The organism is Amphibacillus sp. Q70 (genome assembly GCF_052055485.1).
Classification (GTDB): domain Bacteria; phylum Bacillota; class Bacilli; order Bacillales; family Amphibacillaceae; genus Amphibacillus.
The window spans coordinates 2,681,715-2,702,467 of sequence record NZ_CP197171.1 but is presented as its reverse complement, the minus strand read 5'-3'; the positions used below and the strand labels follow the sequence as shown (position 1 = coordinate 2,702,467).

Annotated in this window: 13 protein-coding genes; 1 reads left to right on the top strand and 12 read right to left on the bottom strand. The window is 37.1% G+C overall.

Annotation, left to right across the window (positions count from 1 at the left end; all coding sequences use genetic code 11):
* Window positions 1-75: 75 nt before the first annotated feature.
* Complete coding sequence (locus ACS127_RS11955; RefSeq protein ID WP_440895272.1) at window positions 76-240, bottom strand: hypothetical protein; 165 nt, start codon at window positions 238-240, stop codon at window positions 76-78.
* Window positions 241-343: 103 nt separating this feature from the next.
* Here ACS127_RS11955 and ACS127_RS11950 point away from each other — a divergent pair, with 103 nt between their 5' ends.
* Window positions 344-1,342 carry an SDR family oxidoreductase gene (locus ACS127_RS11950; protein ID WP_440895271.1) on the top strand — a complete coding sequence of 333 codons (999 nt, stop codon included), beginning with the start codon at window positions 344-346 and terminating at the stop codon, window positions 1,340-1,342.
* Between the two features lie 341 nt (window positions 1,343-1,683).
* On the opposite strand, the gene ACS127_RS11945 is transcribed toward ACS127_RS11950, so the two are convergent.
* The 11 genes from ACS127_RS11945 to ACS127_RS11895 form a co-directional block, all read right to left on the bottom strand.
* Complete coding sequence (locus ACS127_RS11945; RefSeq protein ID WP_440895270.1) at window positions 1,684-3,513, bottom strand: glycoside hydrolase family 13 protein; 1,830 nt, start codon at window positions 3,511-3,513, stop codon at window positions 1,684-1,686.
* Window positions 3,514-3,517: 4 nt separating this feature from the next.
* Window positions 3,518-5,938 carry a glycogen/starch/alpha-glucan phosphorylase gene (locus tag ACS127_RS11940; protein ID WP_440895269.1) on the bottom strand — a complete coding sequence of 807 codons (2,421 nt, stop codon included), beginning with the start codon at window positions 5,936-5,938 and terminating at the stop codon, window positions 3,518-3,520.
* Window positions 5,939-5,995: 57 nt separating this feature from the next.
* Window positions 5,996-7,438, bottom strand: coding sequence for a glycogen synthase GlgA (glgA, locus tag ACS127_RS11935; RefSeq protein ID WP_440895268.1), 1,443 nt, complete (start codon window positions 7,436-7,438; stop codon window positions 5,996-5,998).
* A gap of 14 nt (window positions 7,439-7,452) precedes the next feature.
* The gene (glgD, locus tag ACS127_RS11930) at window positions 7,453-8,595 is read right to left on the bottom strand and encodes a glucose-1-phosphate adenylyltransferase subunit GlgD (protein ID WP_440895267.1); all 1,143 of its coding nucleotides are present in this window, start codon (window positions 8,593-8,595) and stop codon (window positions 7,453-7,455) included.
* Window positions 8,585-9,727, bottom strand: a complete 1,143-nt coding sequence (locus ACS127_RS11925) for a glucose-1-phosphate adenylyltransferase (protein ID WP_440895266.1) — start codon at window positions 9,725-9,727, stop codon at window positions 8,585-8,587. Before ACS127_RS11925 ends, glgD begins: the two co-directional genes overlap by 11 nt.
* Window positions 9,728-9,999: 272 nt before the next feature.
* A complete protein-coding gene (gene glgB, locus ACS127_RS11920) occupies window positions 10,000-11,928 on the bottom strand; it encodes a 1,4-alpha-glucan branching protein GlgB (RefSeq protein ID WP_440895265.1) in 1,929 nt (642 codons plus the stop codon).
* Window positions 11,929-11,980: 52 nt separating this feature from the next.
* Window positions 11,981-13,717 carry a phospho-sugar mutase gene (locus tag ACS127_RS11915; protein WP_440895264.1) on the bottom strand — a complete coding sequence of 579 codons (1,737 nt, stop codon included), beginning with the start codon at window positions 13,715-13,717 and terminating at the stop codon, window positions 11,981-11,983.
* 1,248 nt (window positions 13,718-14,965) lie between these two features.
* Window positions 14,966-17,002, bottom strand: a complete 2,037-nt coding sequence (recG, locus tag ACS127_RS11910; RefSeq protein ID WP_440895263.1) for an ATP-dependent DNA helicase RecG — start codon at window positions 17,000-17,002, stop codon at window positions 14,966-14,968.
* 488 nt (window positions 17,003-17,490) lie between these two features.
* The gene (locus tag ACS127_RS11905; RefSeq protein ID WP_440895262.1) at window positions 17,491-17,784 is read right to left on the bottom strand and encodes a hypothetical protein; all 294 of its coding nucleotides are present in this window, start codon (window positions 17,782-17,784) and stop codon (window positions 17,491-17,493) included.
* Between the two features lie 498 nt (window positions 17,785-18,282).
* Window positions 18,283-19,944 (bottom strand): DAK2 domain-containing protein, encoded by a 1,662-nt coding sequence (locus tag ACS127_RS11900; RefSeq protein WP_440895261.1) that lies wholly within the window; start codon window positions 19,942-19,944, stop codon window positions 18,283-18,285.
* A gap of 60 nt (window positions 19,945-20,004) precedes the next feature.
* Entirely contained in the window at window positions 20,005-20,367 is a 363-nt protein-coding gene (locus ACS127_RS11895; protein WP_440895260.1) for an Asp23/Gls24 family envelope stress response protein, read from the bottom strand.
* Between the last annotated feature and the right edge of the window lie 386 nt (window positions 20,368-20,753).

The window sequence follows — 20,753 nt, the reverse complement described above, 5'->3', positions numbered from 1 at the left end:
GCGATTCATCACATCATCTCTAAAGATGAGCGACTTATCGCTATTGATGTTACATTCACATTCAAGTTCTTTTTTTCAATCTATATCAGGATAATAAGGGTCATAAACTGGATTGGTATAGTATGGTGGTCTTATCATAATCGTTGGTGTGCTCCAACTGTAAACTAAATAGTGCATGTCTAGCTGTTCTTCTTTATTTTCTAATAAGCGTGTCACTTGAGGGTAAAATTCAATTTCCAACTCATTTCCTCCTTTCGTAAAATAAAGGGACTTTTGTTATATTAAAACTCTTCACATATACAATCGCCCAGTCATAATCTATGAAAAGGAGAGGAGAATTGTTATGAAAAATCAAAATAAAGATCATAATCGATCGGTATCTATGGAAGAATGGGAACAAATTCAAGCCTATCAACAGTGGTTTGAGGACAACAAAATAGAAGATCCTTATCCGTATTACCCAATATACGGTAAAATTACCCGTTATGAAGAGGTACCTCTTACACAGCCGGAGCAAAGGCAGCTGATTCAACCAGGTGTTGAAAAGTTAATGGTTCCGAAACCAATTATTGAGAATCCAAACTATAAAGGAAGTGACAAATTAAAGGAAAAAGTTGCACTAATAACTGGTGGAGATAGCGGAATGGGAGCGGCTGCGGCAATTGCTTTTGCGAAAGAAGGTGCTAACGTTGCAATTGCTTATTTGGATGAACATGAAGATGCCAATCGGACCAAAAGAAGGATAGAAGAACTTGGTCAAGAATGCTTATTATTGCCGGGAGATCTACGAGAAAAAAGACAGTGTGAACATATTGTTTCTGAAACGATTAACACATTTAATAAGTTGGATATTTTATGTAATCATGTCGGCATTCAATTTCAGCAAAATGACGTGACTGAAATTACGGATGAACAATTCGATCAAACCTTCAAATTAAATATTTATTCTCACTTCTATACAACAAAAGCAGCCCTGCCTCATTTAAAAGCCGGGAGCTCCATTATTGGAACAGCTTCTGTTGTCGCTTATGCTGGAGAGCCTTTATTAATGGATTATTCAGCTACAAAAGCTGCCATCGTTGGTTGGACTCGTTCTTTAGCAAAAAACATTGCCAAACGTCAAATTCGGGTGAATGCCATTGCTCCTGGACGAATTTGGACACCACTTATTCCAGCAAGCTTTTCTTCAGATGCAAATGCCTTGCATGGGGGGAATTTATTTGATCGTATGGCTCAACCCTTTGAAGTAGCACCGACTTTTGTCTACCTAGCTTCAGATGATTCTAGGCATGTTACTGGTCAAGTGCTCCATGTAGATGGAGGAGAATCAACAAATTCTTAACAGAAGCTGTTCAAAAAATCCATTAAGATAGCATGTGAGAAGTGAGAACTGCTTGAGGAGACAAGGACAGTTCCTCCAAGGGAGTTCTCATGACTTACTCTGCTGGATATAACTTCAAAAGCTTGTAGCTGTTGCAATAGTTTATTTGACAGCACATTTCAAACATGAAAAAACACCCCTTCATTCTAGAATTTGAAATGATAAGAATCACTTCAGTATTCGGGAAAAAGAGGTGTTTCTGATGATGAACGAACAATGCTCAAATATTTTTATTGTGAGCTAATGTCTACAAGCTTATCGAATGGTGTTTGGTTTGATCCATCAACAAGCTCAATCAATGTTTAGAGCGTCCCTTTCATAAAATAATCACCCAATCCAGCTACGGTCAGACCAGAGAATATTTGCTTAAATATATTGTCGGGTAGTGGGTTTGACCGTAGAAAATGAATCTGTTCTGGATGACAATTTTTTGCTTGTTCATATGGATTAACGAGCAAAAGAGTATAGTTACGATCTGTGTAACGTATCATCCCGATTAGCTCGTTTGTATAAAACATAGTCCATTCCCCATGCTTTAAAGTTTCATTTTGTTTGCGTTCGGCAACCCAGGTTTGACAATGATTAAAAATATTCTGGTCGATTTTATGCCAAGGGAAAAACTTCCGGTTTTCGGGATCCTTCCCACCAGTTACACCCGCCTCATCACCATAATAGAGACAAGGAACACCAGGAGCAATCAGCAAAAGACTAAAGGCAAGTTTTACTTTTTGTTGGTTTTCTCCTAATAATGTATAAATGCGCTCGGTATCATGGGTCCCAATGTTATTTAAGCTGTTATACAGGACTTCCTTTGGATAGTTTTCTTGAAGCTGTGTTAATTGAACGCAAATTTCCTCTGGTGATTTCTCCAAGCAAAGCAATTGCAAGATCGCTTTTCGGAGTGGATAGTTCATGACACCATGTAAGTGATTGCCTAAAATATACTGTCTCCGTTGATCATAGGAAATTTTGTTCGAAGCATCTTCCCAAACCTCGCCAATTAAGACTTGATCATAGTAATGATCTAATTTTTGCCTAATACCGGCTATAAAACAGTCTGGCAGTTCATCTGCCACATCTAAGCGCCAACCATCAACACCAAGCTTAGTCCACTTATCAATCACACTATCTTCAGACCGATAAACAAAGTCTTGAAACATTTTATTCATCTTATCTACTTCCGGCAAATCATCAATTCCCCACCAAGATTTATATTGATTCGGGTAATTTTCAAACGTAAACCAAGAATAGTAAGGGCTATTGGGGTTTTGATATGCACCTTCTTCATCACCGAAAGAACCATCATAATTAAAGTATCGGCTATTTCTTCCAACATGACTGAATACTCCATCTAAAATAACATGCATACCTGCTGAATGGAGGTCTTCAATCAATTGCTTAAATTGAGCTTCATCACCTAGAACCGGGTCAATCTCCAGATAGTCACCCGTATCATAGCGATGATTGCTGGCTGCTTTAAAAATTGGATTTAAGTAAAGGGCATTGACACCTAATTCTTTTAAATATGGTATTTTCTTACGAATACCAGCTATATTCCCACCATAAAAATCCCACCGAAGAATCTCACCGCTTTGTCCACGAATATACATTGGCGTATCACGTGTATCACTATAAATGAATGTATTTCGCTTAGGAGCATTTATTTCTTGATTGGAATTACCATTGAAAAAACGATCAGGGAATATTTGATAAAAGACAGCTTCTCGGTACCAGCTAGGTGGTTTCTCTTCTAATTCATAACAAGTCAATTGATAAGGAACAACTTCATGCCAATGAGCATAAAGCTGTCCCTCTCCTTTAAAACCAGATGAGCCTAAGAAACGGATAACTTCCCTGCCATTTGCTTCCTTCCACTTGATTGAGAAATAATAAAAGTATAATCCCTTTCCTTCATCGATTGAATGAGTATAAGAGAAACGATCGTTACCTTTAGCAAGCATGGGATATCTCTCTTCATTATGTTGCCCATCTTCTTTTCGAATCACTAAGTCTACTTCTAGTATCTGATGGGCTTTTACCTCTATAGAAAAGCTAGCAACTTCCCCTGATGGAACAGCACCAAATGGATCCTTGTAATCAGCTAACCATGAATTGTAATAAATGTCTGTCATTTGACTATCCTTCCTCATCAACAGGCAATCTGATGGGGTCAACTTTCCAAATGTCCTCTGCATAGCGGCGCACCGTTTCGTCTGAGGAAAACCTGCCGGCATTTGCAATATTGATTAAGCTCATTTTTTGCCAAAAAGATTGATCGGCATAGGCGTGATCAATCTGTTGCTGTGCCTCAACATATGAGTCAAAATCTCGTAATAAGAAATATTCATCATTGTATTGAATTAATGAATCAAATATTTCACGACCCTCATACTCTATATTTGGAATGGTCCCATCAATAAAAGCATTTAAAACTCGGTGAATGATCGGGTTTTCTTCGTATAACTGACGGGCAGAATAATCTTGATTTTGATAGTATTGATAAACTTCTTGTTCTGTTAAACCAAAAATATAGATATTCTCATCACCCACCGCATCACGAATTTCTACGTTTGCGCCATCTAGAGTGGCTAAAGTAATTGCCCCATTAAGCATAAGCTTCATATTACTTGTACCTGAAGCTTCTTTAGATGCGAGTGAGATTTGCTCACTTACATCAGCAGCTGGAATTATCTTCTCAGCTAGCGTGACATTATAATTTTCCAAGAAAACAATCTTGAGCTGATCATGAATTGCTGGATCATTATTTATTAAGTGAGCCGCTTCATTGATGCATTTAATGATCACTTTTGCATAATGATAACTTGGTGCCGCCTTTGCTCCAAAAATAAATACTCGCTTCTGTCGCTCTATTTGTGGATTTTCCTTGATATCTTGATAAAGCTTAATGATGTGGAGTAAATTTAACAGCTGTCTCTTATAGGCATGAAGCCGTTTAATTTGCACATCAAAAATTGCTTCTGAAGAAATCGCTATTCCAGTAGCTGATAAAACATAATCTGCTAAGGCTTGCTTATTTGCTTTTTTGGCTTCAGCTAATTTAGTTAGTACTTTATCATCAGCTTGATAATTCATTAATAATTTTAAATCATCCGGGTTTTTTCGCCACGTTTTCCCAATCGTTTCATCTAACACCTTAGACATCGGGCGATTAACAATCTGTGACCAGCGACGTTGTGCGACTCCATTCGTCTTATTGTTAAAACGATCTGGATAAATAACATAAAAGTCATGCAGGACAACTGCTTTTAATAAATCTGAGTGGAGTTTTGCCACACCATTCGTACTATGACTTCCAATGATCGATAAATGTGCCATATGAACTTGGCCCTCACGAATAATTCTTGTGCGCTCAACGAGCTCATAAGGATGTAAAGCTTTTATGGTCTCAACATAACGTCTGTCAATTTCTTCGATAATTTGATACATTCGCGGAACAGTACGTTTCATTAGATCTATGGACCATTTTTCTAGGGCCTCTGCCATAATCGTATGGTTCGTATAGCTCATTATTTTTACGGTTATATCCCACGCTTGTTCCCATGATAAATCCTCTTCATCCATCAATATCCGCATCATTTCTGGTACACATAAGGCTGGATGGGTATCATTAATATGAATCGAAACATACTCACTCAATTGAGCAATCGGCTTTTTATATTGCTTCTTGTAATGGCGGATAATGCTTTGAATCCCTGCCGATACAAAGAAATACTCTTGCGTTAAACGAGTTAATCGCCCCTGTTCATTGGAATCATCTGGATAAAGTACAGCCGTTAAATCTTCCAATTCCCTGCGCCCATGAATGCTCTGATACTTATCTTCTTCAGAAGCAGGGATTTCAACAGACCATAATCGCAGTGTATTGACAACATCATTGTCATAGCCTACCATGCCAGTATCATAAGGAACAGCTCGTAATACTCGGGCATTCTCATAAACAGGTTTGAAATGTCCTTTGCTTACTTCTGCTAAATAAACATGACCACCAACACGAACATCAACAGCCTTACTTTCCCTGCGAATCTCCCATATATTACCGCCTTTAAGCCATTCATCAGGAAGTTCTACTTGATAACCATCAACAAAGCGCTGTTTAAAAAGACCATAATCATAACGAATTCCGTTACCATTTCCGGGCAGGTTGCAGGAAGCAATTGAATCCATAAAACAGGATGCCAGTCTGCCCAGTCCTCCATTTCCTAACGCCATATCCTTTTCCACATCTGCTATTTTGTCTAAATCAATATTGAGCTCTGCTAAGGCTTCCCTCACCATTGCTAACATACCAAGATTCAACAGGTTACTTTTTAACATCCTCCCTGGCAAAAACTCAATTGAAAAGTAATACACTTGTTTTTGTTGTTTTGATATATAACGTCTCCAGGTATTACCCCATGCTTCAGCATACTGGGCTTTTATTAAAGTACCCAATGTATAGAATAGTTCTTGTTCGCTAGCGTCTTCGATTTCCATCGCATAATTTTCGCTAAGGCGCTGCCTCAGTTCTTTTTTAAAGGTTTTTTTATCCAGTGTCATCTAGTGCGTCCTCTTCTCTGTCTGCTTTTTCTTATCAGAATCTAGACCATGGTATTCTTACATGGCATCTCTTGTTAATTCTTGATAAAGTGCAAGATATTGTTCACTTGATGATGTCCAGCTGAAATCCTGTGACATCGCTGTTTGAATCAACTGTTGCCAAACATCCTTTTCTTCCTGGTAAACATGAATCGCCTTTTTCAAGGCCTCCATCATATAGAATGGTGTAAAAATTGAAAAGCCAAACCCTGTACCTGTTTTTTCAATTGGATTATAGGGTTTTACAGTATCCTTTAGTCCACCAATTTCATGGACAACGGGTAATGTGCCATAGCGCATTGCAATCATTTGTGATAACCCGCACGGCTCAAACTTAGATGGCATCAAGAATAGATCTGCCCCTGCATAAATCTGTTGAGCTAGTTCGAGATCAAATGTCAGGTGAGCTGCACATTTGTTTGGATACCATTCAGACAATAATTTAAATTGATGCTCAAAGGCTGGGTCTCCTGTTCCTAATAGAATAAATTGAACATCATATTGCAAAAGATTTTCTAACTCCTCAAGTACAAGATGAAAACCCTTTTGATGTGTAAGTCGACTAACAACGGCAATGATCGGAACATCCTCACGCTCAGGTAAACCTACAATGTTTTGAAGTTCCTTTTTACAAACTTTTTTGCCGGCAAGATCTTGTTGAGAGAAGTTAGCGGCAAGAACCTTATCTGTTTCTGGATTATTAAGCTCATAATCAATGCCATTTATAATCCCCCTCAGTTTACCACTTTCCATCCGTAAAATTCCGTCTAAGCCATTGCCAAACTCAGCTGTTTGGATCTCACCAGCATATGAATGACTCACCGTGTTGACATAATTAGAATAGACAATCCCTGCTTTTAACCAGTTAACATCATTGTGAAATCGAATGGTACCATCATGATAACGCCCATCACCAACACCGAATAAATCGGCTAAAATATTCGGGTTATACTGCCCTTGGAATTCAATATTATGAATGGTTAAAACTGTCCGAATCGATTGATAGGCTGATACCCAATGATACTTTTCTTTTAGTAGAAAAGGAATCATGGCTGTATGGTAATCATTCACATGGATGATATCTGGAATAAAATCAACAACCTGAAGCATCTCAATCAATGCGAGCTGAAAGTAAGCGAAGCGTTCACCATCATCATAAAATCCATAGAGCTGGTCCCGATCAAAATAATATAAATTATCGATAAAGTAATACGTGACCTGATCAAGTCGTAACTGTTCTATTCCACAAAATTGATTTCTCCATCCCACATCTACTGAAAAAGAAGCGACATGTTCGAAACGATCCCTATATTCAGTTGGTATCGTTTTATGAAGCGGAAGCACAACAGCTACCTCTACACCTTTTTTCGCTAATTCCTTTGGCAAAGCACCTACAACGTCTCCTAGTCCTCCTGTTTTGAAAAATGGTGCACATTCCGCACTTGCAAACAATACCTTCATGTTCATGTTTCCCCCTATCTTAATATATCACTCTTAATATGGCTGTTCTTTTTAATGACAATTGGGTTTTCTTTTGTACCGATAATTTTCACATCAGGATCAACGACAACATGTTTGTCAAGTATAGCGTATTCGATTTTAGCACCAGCACATATTTTTGCGCTTGGCATAATGATTGATTCTCTTACTTCTGTATTCTCTTCCAACAGGGTACCACGGGATATGGAGGAGTTTTCCACCTTACCTTTTATCAGACAACCTGTTGCAAATTGACTATTTTTTATCTCAGATGACTTAGCATAATAGGTGGGGACTTCATTTTTTAACTTCGTATAAATCTTTTGGCTTGAGTAGAGTAAAGAATTGAATTTCTGTTGATTTAACATATCTAATGACGCTTTGTAAAAAGAGTTGATGTCAAAGATATTGCTTAAATAACCCGTATATTCATATGTGGAGCTTTTGACGGTGTGAATTTTCTTTCTTAGAAAATCTTGGAGATCGACTGTTGCTCCCTCTTGCTGACCTGCTTTTAATTGATCTATAAGCCATTCGGTTTGAACGATATAAATATCCATGCAAAGATTTTCTTGTTTTTTGTCCTCGGTATGTTCCATGAACGGTCGAACATCTGTAATTTGACCTTGATCGGTTAAAGATAGGACCGCGTCCGTCTCACAGATCTTTTCTGCATCTACTTTTTTATAGACGACAGTCATTTCATTTTTTTGGAGTTGATGAATCTTTAATACAGCACGTAAATCAATATTACAAATCATCTTGCTGCTCATGTAAACCGTGTATTCTGATTTTGATTTTTCAAGATAATCAATTAGAGGGCGATAGTAATCTGATTCATTGGCTTTTAATTTTAAGAAGTCTTGATAGAGATGAATAAAGAAACGATGATGAACACCATCTAAATTCCACTCTTTCCCTCCCCCAATATGGTCAAAGACAGATTGGGTCTCACCTTCATTAAAAATCATATAGACAGTATTAATATTTGCATTGACAATACTAGAAAGGGGAAAATCAATCAATCTATATTTACAAGCAAACGGCAGGGTGGCTAAGGGTCTGTGAGTTGTTAATGGTAGTAAAGCATTATAGCGTTGTATATTCCCCAAAACAGCACAAAGTTTATTAGTCCTCATCGTTTGTCACTCCTATCACTTCAGAATATCCTATGACGCCTATTTCCTCAGTTCCATCAATCACTTTGTTATCACCCACAACTGCATTTTCGCCAATAATGGCACGGTGAAGCGTGACATTCTTACCAATGTTTGCACCAGGCATAATAAAACTATCCGTAATTTTCGATCCTTCTTTCACTTGGACATCATTTGATAGAATACTATTTTCAATTTCACCTGCTACATAGCAGCCGTCAGCAATTAGTGACTCTTTTACTGAAGCAGTCTCTGTTATCAGATTGGGTGGAGAAATTGTATTCTTGGAGTAGACACGCCATGACTTATCCCGGATGGTTAAATTCATTTTTGGATCAATAAATTCCATATTAGCTTCCCAGAGCGACTCGATCGTCCCAACGTCCTTCCAGTAGCCAGAAAAGCGATAAACAAAAACGTTCTCCCCACTCTCTAGATAGGATGGAATCACATGCTTGCCAAAGTCAAGCATCTGATCATCTTTCGAGTAGCTATTTAAGAGCACATTACGCAATCTATCCCAATTAAAGATATAAATTCCCATTGAGGCAAGATTATTTTTGGGCTTTTCTGGTTTTTCTTCAAATTCGATAATACGGTCATTTTCATCCGTATTCATGATCCCAAAACGGGAGGCTTCTTTTTCTGGTACTTCAATGACAGCAACGGTTAGAGAGGCATTATTTGTTTTATGTGTCTCTAACATTTCCTCATAATCCATCTTATAAATATGGTCACCTGACAGGACCAGCACATATTCAGGGTTCATCTCATCAATATAAGCCATGTTTTGGTAAATGGCATGTGCTGTTCCATCAAACCATTTCCCCCCATCTGCTCCTGCAAATGGCTGAAGGATTGTTACTCCTGAATTAATACCATCCAACCCCCAACTGGTCCCATCATCAACATGGCTATTTAAAGCAAGCGGCTGATACTGAGTGACCACACCAACATTTTTAATTCCAGAATTTGCGCAATTGCTTAAGGTAAAGTCAATAATGCGATAGCGCCCTCCAAATGGAACCGCTGGTTTTGCAATATTCTTTGTTAATTTCCCTAATCGAGACCCTTTTCCCCCAGCGAGAATAATGGCTAACATTTCATTTTGCATATTATACGGTGAAAGCTTTCTTTCACCTTCCCCCTTTCTTTGGTTTGCAGATTTATAGTAAAAGGCAAATCCTGTGGATATAAGGAAGATCACAACTTTTTGTTAGAAAAACTAGAGCTTATCGATAAATCTTGATGACAAAACAACGACATGGATGGCTTCCTGAACAGATGTATACAGCTTTTATGAATAGCCCTTATCGATGAATATATTTATATATTGGTGAAGTGTGCAACTCAAATGTTACCCTGCCCATTTCTTCTAAAAGAAAATTACTTAGTCGTTGTACGCCTTTTCCTTAGCTGAATTTGATCAGGTCGGATAATTAAAGCACCTAAAGCGGGTACGATAGTTTTAATTTGATATGGGAGAGCTTTAAATGGTTCATCTTCCGTTGTACGAATCGGGTTATTTACTTCCCACGTTCCACCAAACTCTTTCATTTCAGTATTCAGGAGTTCTCTATAGCTACCTTTATAAGGTACACCTATACAAAAATCATGGCGCTCAATTGGAGTCATGTTTAGAACAACGATCAGAAAATCGCTTTTCTTTTTGCCCTGACGAATAAAACTAAGGACCGACTCATCACGGTTATCTGCATCAATGATGGTTATCGTACTCGCTTCTTCTTCTAACTCCCATAAAGCAGGTTCTGACTTATATAATTGATTGAGATGAGCTGTGAATTTTTGCATACTATGATTTAAGTTATCATGCAAATCTCTCCACTCCAGCCCTTCATCATACTTCCATTCTAAAAATTGCCCCCATTCACTTCCCATGAACAATAGCTTCTTACCCGGATGTGTGATCATAAACGTATATAAATTTCTTAATTGTGCAAATTGCTTATAGCGATCCCCCCACATCTTATGCATTAAGCTTTTTTTGCCATGAACTACCTCATCATGAGACAAGGGTAAGATATAATTTTCCTGCATCATGTACATAAACGAAAAGGTCACAAGCTCAAAATGATCTTTACGATAAACAGGATCCATTTCATAGAATTTTAAAACATCATTCATCCAACCCATATTCCATTTATAATCAAATCCAAGCGCTCCTGTTTCTATCATCCCTGTCACTTTGGTTTCCGACGAACTTTCCTCAGCAATCATTATTGCTGATGGATGTGCAAGCTTAACAACTGCATTCAGCTTTTGTAAAAAGTAATATCCTTCATAATTACGATTGCCACCTTCATGATTAGGTTCCCAAGGTCCTTCATCGTAATCTAAATAAAGCATACTTGAGACAGCATCCACCCGAAATCCATCAATATGGTACATTTCCAGCCAAAACAGGGCACTAGAGATAAGAAAGGCTTGCACCTCCGGTTTACCCAGATCAAAATTAACGCAGCCCCAGCGTATATTATTAGCTCGATCAGAATTTTGATATTCGAACTGTGGTGTCCCATCATAGGTCGGCAACGTATCATCATTTTTGCAAAAATGTCCCGGTACCCAATCTACAAGTACACCGATATTGTTCAGGTGGCAGGCTTCAACAAAATCTTGAAATGCTTCCGGAGTGCCATAATAAGAACTAAGAGCAAAATAACCAATAAGTTGATATCCCCATGAAGTTCCTAATGGGTGCTCCATTAACGGCATGAATTCAATGTGGGTATATCCCATTTCTTTCACATAGGGGATTAATTCTTCTTTTAAATCGGTAAATGAATAGGGTGTGCCATCTTCATGATGTTTCCATGAACTCGCATGGACCTCATAGATGTTTATGGGGCGCTTGAATAAATTAGAACGTTTTTTTCTACCAAACCATAATCCGTCTCGCCATTTTTTCTTCGGAACCGTGTGAATGATTGCTGCATTTCCGGGCCGTTTTTCAAAAGCAATCGCAAATGGGTCAATTTTAAAAACTTCTCTTCCATCTGCTTGACGCACCTTATACTTATACAAATCCTGTTCGACAGCTTCAGTAGTGAATATTTCCCAGTAACCATAGGTCTCATTTTTCTCCATCGGCAGAGAATCATCCCAATTATTGAAAGTTCCAACTAACCAAACTTGCTGCGCTTGTGGTGCCCATACTCGAAAAACGAAACCCTGTTTTTCTTCACGTTTCTCCGGATGGTGACCAAAAATATGCTGACTATAAAAGTTCTCACCACTATAAAATCTTTTAATTGCCTCTTCAGTTTCAGTGTCCAAATACTGTTTTGTTTGCATTTACTCACCTCATTATTGATCAAAGCTTGTTTAGCGATCCTTTCTTCATAACCTATGATTCTATTGCTTTGGTCATTTCAGCAATAGAAGCTGTATATGTGACTATTTTTTCTTCAGCCTCCTCTTTGCTTTCAGCTTTTACGCCAATATAAAATTTAATTTTTGGTTCAGTTCCTGAAGGTCGTGCCGCTATCCAGCTGCCATCTGCTAGAAAATATTTCACTACATCTGATGGTGATGTGTTTAAAGCTTTCACTGAGCCGTCTGAAGTTACCTTTTCCTGTTTTTTATAATCTTCACTACCTATTACGCTTACTTCTCCAAATGCAACTGGTGCTTCTTCTCGCAATTGTCGCATTAATGAGGTGATCTTTTCTGCACCCGCTAATCCGCTCATTGTGATCGAGATCGTTTTTTCTTGGTAGTAACCAAATGTCGCAAATATACTTTGCAGTGCATCATATAATGTTTTTCCTTGTTGCTTGTAGAATGTAGCAACTTCTGCTATAAGTACAAGGGCTTGAATAGCATCCTTATCTCGGACAAAAGGTTTGACTAAATAGCCATAACTTTCTTCAAAGCCAAACATAAAAGTGTGCGAACCGTCCATTTGATATTGTTGAATTTTTTCGGCAATGAACTTGAAACCGGTTAGAACATTAACCATCTTTACTTGGTACTTTTCAGCAATGGCTGTAGGTAATTCGCTAGATACAATCGACTTTAAGACAACTGCATTTGTTGGCAGTGTACCAGCCGCCTTATGTGCTTTTAATAGGTAATCTAGCATCAAGGCACCGATCTGGTTGCCGCTAAGTACCTGATAACTTTGATCAGGTAATCTCACCGCAACCCCCAAGCGATCAGCATCAGGGTCTGTCGCTACAAGCAAGTCAGCCTCTTCCTTCTTGCCTAGCTTAATCGCATACTCAAAAGCTGAATATTCCTCTGGGTTAGGTGACTTTACCGTGCTAAAATCGGGATCAGCAGTACTTTGCTCCTCGACTAATGAAAAATGATTAAATCCTGCTTGCTTCAATGCCTTTTCCCCAAGCATCTTTCCTGTACCATGAAGCGGTGTAAAAACAAGTTTTAAACCCTTGCCATGCTTAGCAATTAGTTCTCGATCAATGGTTACTCCATCTACTTCCTTAAGATAAGCGTCGTCTACTTCTTTGCCGATAATTGTCAGAAGTCCTTGTGCTTTCGCTTCCTCCTCAGCTAATACTTTTATCTGTAGTGGATTCTCGATACGACGAACGTATTCTGTTAATGTATCAGCATCCTTGGGTGGCATTTGACCACCACTTGCTCCATAAATTTTGTAACCATTATAATGAGCTGGATTATGGGAAGCGGTAATCATAATACCTGCAAAAGCATTTAACGTTCTCACTGCAAAGGATAATTCTGGAGTTGGGCGTAAGGATTCGAATAAATAGGAGCGAATCCCATGTTCAGCCAAGGTTTTTGCCGCCTCTAAAGCAAATTCTGGAGACTTGTGGCGTGAATCATAAGCAATAGCTACCCCTCTAGACTTTTCTGCTTCTGGTTTGCTATCGATAAAACATGCAAGTCCTTCAGTTGCTTGTCTAACGGTATAGATATTCATCCGATTAATACCCGGACCCAAAATCCCCCTCATACCAGCAGTGCCGAACTCCAAAGGTTGAGAAAAAGCGTCACGTAATTGCTCATTATTATTGGCAATGCTGTCAAGCTCGTCCCTTAATTCCTGATCTAAACTCCTTTCATTTGCCCATTGTTGATAGGTTGTTTGATAAGACATAGGCCATCCTCCTTAAATATTTCAATAGTATAAACTACTTTACTACTTTACAAATAAAAAAATGCAGAACATCCACTTAAAATTACAGCGGTTAGAGCTAAACAATCACTCAACTATTCAAGTTTCTATGTCTTTGAAATGATCTGTTGTTTAATTTTATAAGAAAAAGGATGAGACTATGAACAAATATTAATAGATTAGCAAGGGAGTTCGGCATTTCCTGTTCGTGCAATGATCATCTAATGTGTCGAAAAAACTCTTAAAATGTAAGCGCTTTAAAAATTATAAACAATGAAAATGTTTGCCTATCCATATAGTGAGTTTGATAAAGAGAATCTTCGATCAGTGAGAGGAGCGACAGTACGCAATTTTTGCTTGATTTTGTTGAGTGAGAGTTTGCAGCTAGTTCAAATGTGATGAGTACCTTTTTATATTTAGTTTGAACTTTGGTATCTCTATTCCCTTTTTCCTATAATTAAAAACATCAGCTTACACCAAATGTTTTATATCCAATAATATATATGGACTATAACGACACACAGTGGCTGATGCCTTGATAGAGGAGAGTTCCATCTTAATTTAGAGCGACTAGCAGTTATCCAAACAGATACTTTTCTCCAATTTATATTCTTGGCATACCTCTGTTGAATAAAAGATGTTTCTCAGATTAAAAGTTACTCAAATCTTTCTATTTAGTTCAAAAATATCAGATACATCATCTTTTTCGTTTTTTAACAACTTACTTTCAAGTATGAAAATTAACGTTAGTAAGTCTAGGTGTTAAAAAGTTGTTAAATTAATTGTACCATATAGCCTTACAAATTTATACACATTTTCAAAAGAATTTTATCACAGGTTAACGAACGGATAGAAAAAATACCACGTCCTGAAACGGGGACGCAGAATAAGAAACCCACTTATTCTTGTGATGTGAGTACCGCGTAGTTTCCCTTATCCCATCCGAAAAAAGTTTGTCGCATTTGTCCGCACTCGCATATTCAATGCGCCGAAAAACCCCCTACTTAACTTGAGCCTTATTAGTTTATCAGAGGACAAGGGGGGCTTTCCTAGTTGTGCTGAAGCTATCTCTGGGACTGCCAATAAACACTATTAAAATAGTATACTAAATGTCATATACTAATGGGGTTAAGGAAAAATTCACCGCTTGACACTTCACTTGATCAATGGGCAGATAATCTTTTTTATTCTAAAAGTATTATTACATTCAGTGAGTAAGATATCGCCGTTCTAATCAAAACCATCAACATATTCTGTCAAAATATTTTTGATATATGTGTTTAGCGAATCATAGTCTGGATCATTTCCCAACACATCTTTAAAAATAATTTCCACTGCATCTTTTCTAGCTGTTTCTAGAGTTCGATAATCATGAATTGGATCTGCTAGCTTAAATTCAGGTAATCCACTTTGCTTTCTACCAAAAAACTCACCTGGTCCTCTAAGCTTTAAATCCTGTTCAGCTAACTCAAAGCCATTTGTGGTTTCAGTCATCACCTGCATTCGTTCTTTGCCTATTTCTCCTTTTGGATCAGCAATTAAAATACAATAACTCTGCTGTTCTCCCCTACCGACACGACCTCTTAATTGGTGTAATTGAGATAGACCAAAACGTTCGGCATCATAGATGACCATTATGGTTGCATTGGGTACATTAACACCTACCTCAACAACTGTAGTAGACACAAGGACATTAATTTTGTTTTCCGCAAACTCTTGCATCACTTGTTCTTTTTCTACATTTGTTAAGCGCCCATGTAATAAACCTGTTTGAATGGAGGAAGGAAGAGTACTGGATAAATGTTGATATAACTCAACTGCGTTCTGAATATCAATTTTGTCTGATTCCTCAATTAATGGTGCAATGACATAAGCCTGTCCGCCTTTTTTCACCTCTTTTTCTATAAAAGCAACAATACGTGGGAACATTGATTCTTTCACCCAAAATGTATCAATGTCTTTTCTCCCTATTGGCATCTGATCAATAATCGAAATATCCATATCACCATAGCTCGTAATCGCTAATGTTCTTGGAATAGGTGTTGCCGTCATAAATAAAACATCTGGATCGATTCCCTTCTCACGTAACACCTTTCGCTGCTTAACGCCAAAGCGATGTTGCTCATCGACAATGATCAATCCTAAATTCATAAAATTGACCTCATCTTGAATAAGGGCGTGTGTACCAACAATAATATCAACTTGTCCTTCATTAATAGCCGTTAATCGCTCTGAACGTTGCTTTCCTTTGATCGAGCCCGTCAATAGTTCTACAGTTAGTATACCATCAAATAAGTTCGATAAGGATTGATAATGTTGCTCAGCTAAGATTTCAGTAGGGACCATAATGGCACCTTGACAGCCAGCTAAAATCGAACTATATAAAGCGATTGCTGCTACAATTGTTTTACCTGATCCAACATCACCCTGTAGCAAGCGATGCATTCGATAAGGCGACTTGATGTCAATTAGAATTTCATGTAACGCTTTCTGTTGTGCTTCAGTTAATTTAAAGGGTAATTGTTCAATAAACTGATCTACTTTTTCAGGATCATAAGCCTTTGCGTTGCCAACTGTACGTTCCCGATTGTATTTTCGCAGGACCTGCATTTTCAGCTGAAAAATTAACAGCTCATCATAGATCAATCTTCGCTTAGCTTGTTTTAAATGACTTAAGTCTTTTGGAAAATGAATTTGCTCAATGGCAAAAGCACGATTAAATAGTTTATATTCAACTAGATATTTTTCAGGTAAAATTTCATCGATTTCATGACCAAACTGCTCTAACGCCTGTTTGATTATTTTCTTAAATTGTTTTGGTGTTATCAATTGACGTAATAAATAAACAGGATCAATTTCCGCTGCTGGATCCTTTTCACCTACACGATAATGACTGATGGTTATTTGTTGTCTGTGCTGATCCCATTTGCCTGTGACTGTTACTTTTTCGCCAACCTTTAATTGCTTTTTAGCAAAAGCACGATTAAACATAATTCCTTTAACAACGACTTCGCCTACTTGAAAGGGGACAGTCAGACGGGATTTTTTATGACCATAATAGGTAACAACGGCTTCGCTTAAAACCGTACCTTCAATGGTTGCCTTTTGTTCATGAATCAGTTCAGATAATGGTAATACTTCGAAGTTGTCATATCGAGAGGGGTAAGTAGTGATTAAATCCTCAACACTATGGATATTCAATTCAGCAAGCTTTTCATTTAGAGCTGGACCAATTCCATTAACATCACTTACTAGTCTTTTTTTCATATTATCTACACCACCTCAAATAACTCTTTTAGTGAGAATAAAAGCTTTTCTTTCTCACTTCAGCTTACAATAAAAATAGCTCAAAATAGGACTTTACTTTATTTATAATCAATCTAATTATACATGGATTGGGTTGAGTTTCATAGAGTGAACATTATAGATCAGAGGAACTTATCAATGAATATGGCCATCAAACCGAACCAGTATGATCAGCTTTTAGAGCCACTCCTACCCCTCTTATAATCCTCACAAAGGAAAAGGCGGATGCTCTGAAAGGAGGCTCTGATGTTTGGGGCGGACAGAATGAAACAGATGGGCAGAATTTTGAATCCATAACCATGGAGTAGAGAACACTAGTAGTATAATACAAACAGCTATTGGAAACCTAAAGAACTCCAATAGCTGTTGTTTATCAATAATCTTACGGGTGCAGTGAACGAGTTTGTTTATGCCTAAACACAACATCCTTTTCAGAGGAATTATGTCATTTAAAGAGGATATAGGTTAGATAAACCATCCCCTTTTTCATAAATAGAAATATCATCTACAGAAATATTGAGTATTGCAGATAAGCAAGAAATGACTTCGTTAATGGAAGCATCTTTACTAATAAAAAAATTACCTTTTTGCACTTTGGCATTGTAAGCAATAATTTCAATATGATCACTTAAATAATGGTCTAAATAAATTTTGTTAATATCTATTTGTTTTTGAAATTCAATAATATAGCGTTTTTGATTTAGTCTCTTTTCTGCAAACTCTTCACGATCTTTCCTTTTCATGATTTATACTCCTTTTATTTTAATCATTCATTTTTAAAAAGATAGATTTTCCAGCCCTATGATTCTTTTGTTTTATATTAGTTGAAACAACATAGGTTGCTCCTGAAGGCTTTTAAAGTATGAAAAAATAATCTAACCGCGGTATCACAGGAATCAAATGGGACAGGTTGAACTCCAAATGTATTTTCTATTTCAAGCAACTTGTGGATTTAAAGCAAAAGTTCTTTACTCATCTTATAACGCCTCCAATCTATGAATGAGCACTTTTACATTCTACACATGATAAAGAGAGCGCCTTCATTATAATGCTGTCACTTTACTATTATGAATTGCCATCTACAATTAACCATCCATTCATGAAAAAGTTTTAAAAAAAGTGCTTCGAAGGGATTCTTCAAAGCACTAAAATAAAATGATATATTATATATTTCAACTTTCTTAACTTACATTTATTTAAACCTAACTAGTAATAAGTCCTGCTCCAATTAAAAATTAACTTTATTCCACTGAAAAAATATAAGCATAAATCGGTTGATTTCCTTTATGAACTTCTACCTCAATGTCTTCAAATTCTTGTTCAATAAACTCTATCAGCTCATTTACTTCTTGATCAGTTGAATCTTCTCCTTGAAGAATAGTGATAATTTCATCATCTTGATCTATCAGTTTAGACAATAATTTTTTGGTTGCAGTTACTTTATCTGGATCAGTCGCTTTAATGCCTCCATCAAATAACCCCATAAAATTCCCATTTTCTATGGTCAATCCATCAATTTGTGTATCTCTAACGGCATAAGTAACCTGACCTGTCTTAACATATCGACAAGCCTCATTCATATTTTCTTTATTTTCATTTAAGCTTAAATCAGGATTATAGGCTAAAAGCGCACTCATCCCTTGAGGAATTGTTTTTGTTGGAATGACTATAACCTTATCCTCACTTAATTCTGCTGCTTGTTCAGCAGCCATGATAATATTTTTATTATTGGGTAAGATAATAACTTTTTCAGCATGAGCTTTTTTGATTGCTTCACTGATATCTTTGGTACTTGGATTCATTGTTTGTCCACCTGTCATGACAACTGTTGCCCCTAGACTTGTTAACAGTTCTTCCACTCCAGATCCCATGGCGACAGACACAATGCCATAATCAGCTTTAGGCTTTGTATCAACGGCTTCTTTCTCACCTACAATGTCGATATGTTGTTCTCGCATATTTTCAACTTTTAATTGAACAAAGCTTCCATAACGCTGAGCTAAATTCATCGCTTCACCAGGGTACTCGACGTGAACATGGACACGAACAAAATCATCATCTGAAACAACCAATAAAGAGTCTCCTAGTGCACCGAGCTCTTCACGAAAAACAGCTTCATCATAAGGATGTTTTGCCAATTTATTCTGTTCAAATTTAACCATGAATTCTGTACAATAACCAAATTCGATATCTTCAGTACTCATGAAATCCTGGTTCGTTTTGTGATGTTCTGCACTTACCATGTCTTCCATTGAGACAAGATCTAAATCTACTTCAGGTAAAGATTCTCCCTTTAACGAAGCTAGAAAAGCTTCATAAATAATCACTAAGCCTTGTCCGCCGCTGTCAACAACACCAACTTCTTTTAAAACTGGCAACAGTTCTGGTGTGTTTTCTAATGACTTCTTAGCAGCCTTTGTCACACGTTCCATAAATTCAACTAAATCATCTGTCTCCTGAGCTATTTTCTCTGCTTCGTTAGCAGTGTCTTTAGCAACAGTTAAGATGGTTCCTTCAACAGGCTTGATAACAGCTTTATAAGCTGTTTTAACACCATTTTGCAATCCTTTTGCCATTGTCACTGTTGTCAACTCATTTAAACCAGCTACACCCTTTGAAAAACCACGGAATAATTGCGATAAAATAACTCCCGAATTACCTCTAGCTCCCATTAGTAAACCTTTTGCCAAGGCGCTGGCTACTTCTGAAACTGTTCCATTGGAAATCTTTTTAACTTCATTTGCTCCAGATGTCATTGACAAATTCATATTTGTCCCCGTATCACCATCTGGTACGGGAAATACATTTAATGCATCAATCATCTCTGCATTATTAGAGAGGTGACTTGCACCAAATAACACCATATCGGCAAGCTCTGCACCTTCTATTTTTGTTAATACCACAACAACTTCCTCCCTTGTCGCTTACGCAAGATCTCACTATTGATCAATTGTCTCGTTTGATTATTCAGCTTGTACACGTACGCCCTGAATATAAATATTTACTGCATCAATTGCTAAACCTAATGTCTTATCTAATGTATATTTAACTTGAGATTGGACATTATGAGCAATCTCTGAAATTTTTGTTCCATAGCTAACAATGATGTACATGTCAATAGAAATGTTATCATTTTCTTGGCGAACCACGACACCCTTAGAAAAGTTTTCTTTTCTTAATATTTCAGCAATGCCATCTTTTAATTGATTTTTAGAAGCCATACCAATGATACCATAGCACTCAATAGCAGCACCACCTGCAACGGTTGAGATAACCTCATTTGTAATCGTCACACGACCATCTTTAGTCGTTAATTCAATAGACATATTTTGTAACCTCCTTGGTTAATCACCATGACTCAATACTAAAGTGTCCAATTTAGAAAAGATTAATAATCTCTAAATATTTTACAATACTTTAAGCAATTATAAAAGGATTTTAACAAATTAACCTTTTTGTCACCACTTTCATTGAACTTTTACTCTATATACAATGGTGGAAAAATCCTTTACTGTCAAGTTATAATCCTTGAACATTAAAAAAAGATAAACAGCACTTGCCTTTTAACTCTTTTTATATTTTTCGTTCATTTGATAAAGTATCACCAGCTTATTATATTGATTCATTTGATATCGCCTTTGTTATGAGTATATTCGCTGTCTATTAAATAAATATGTCCAAGGTCTGTTAATATCACCATAACATAGGTATA

Bases quoted from the DNA above. Each gene is read 5' to 3' on its own strand.
- ACS127_RS11950 (WP_440895271.1), top strand. From the start codon at position 344: ATGAAAAATCAAAATAAAGATCATAATCGATCGGTATCTATGGAAGAA.
- ACS127_RS11945 (WP_440895270.1), bottom strand. From the start codon at position 3,513: ATGACAGACATTTATTACAATTCATGGTTAGCTGATTACAAGGATCCA.
- ACS127_RS11940 (WP_440895269.1), bottom strand. From the start codon at position 5,938: ATGACACTGGATAAAAAAACCTTTAAAAAAGAACTGAGGCAGCGCCTT.
- glgA (WP_440895268.1), bottom strand. From the start codon at position 7,438: ATGAAGGTATTGTTTGCAAGTGCGGAATGTGCACCATTTTTCAAAACA.
- glgD (WP_440895267.1), bottom strand. From the start codon at position 8,595: ATGAGGACTAATAAACTTTGTGCTGTTTTGGGGAATATACAACGCTAT.
- ACS127_RS11925 (WP_440895266.1), bottom strand. From the start codon at position 9,727: ATGCAAAATGAAATGTTAGCCATTATTCTCGCTGGGGGAAAAGGGTCT.
- glgB (WP_440895265.1), bottom strand. From the start codon at position 11,928: ATGCAAACAAAACAGTATTTGGACACTGAAACTGAAGAGGCAATTAAA.
- ACS127_RS11915 (WP_440895264.1), bottom strand. From the start codon at position 13,717: ATGTCTTATCAAACAACCTATCAACAATGGGCAAATGAAAGGAGTTTA.
- recG (WP_440895263.1), bottom strand. From the start codon at position 17,002: ATGAAAAAAAGACTAGTAAGTGATGTTAATGGAATTGGTCCAGCTCTA.
- ACS127_RS11905 (WP_440895262.1), bottom strand. From the start codon at position 17,784: ATGAAAAGGAAAGATCGTGAAGAGTTTGCAGAAAAGAGACTAAATCAA.
- ACS127_RS11895 (WP_440895260.1), bottom strand. From the start codon at position 20,367: ATGTCTATTGAATTAACGACTAAAGATGGTCGTGTGACGATTACAAAT.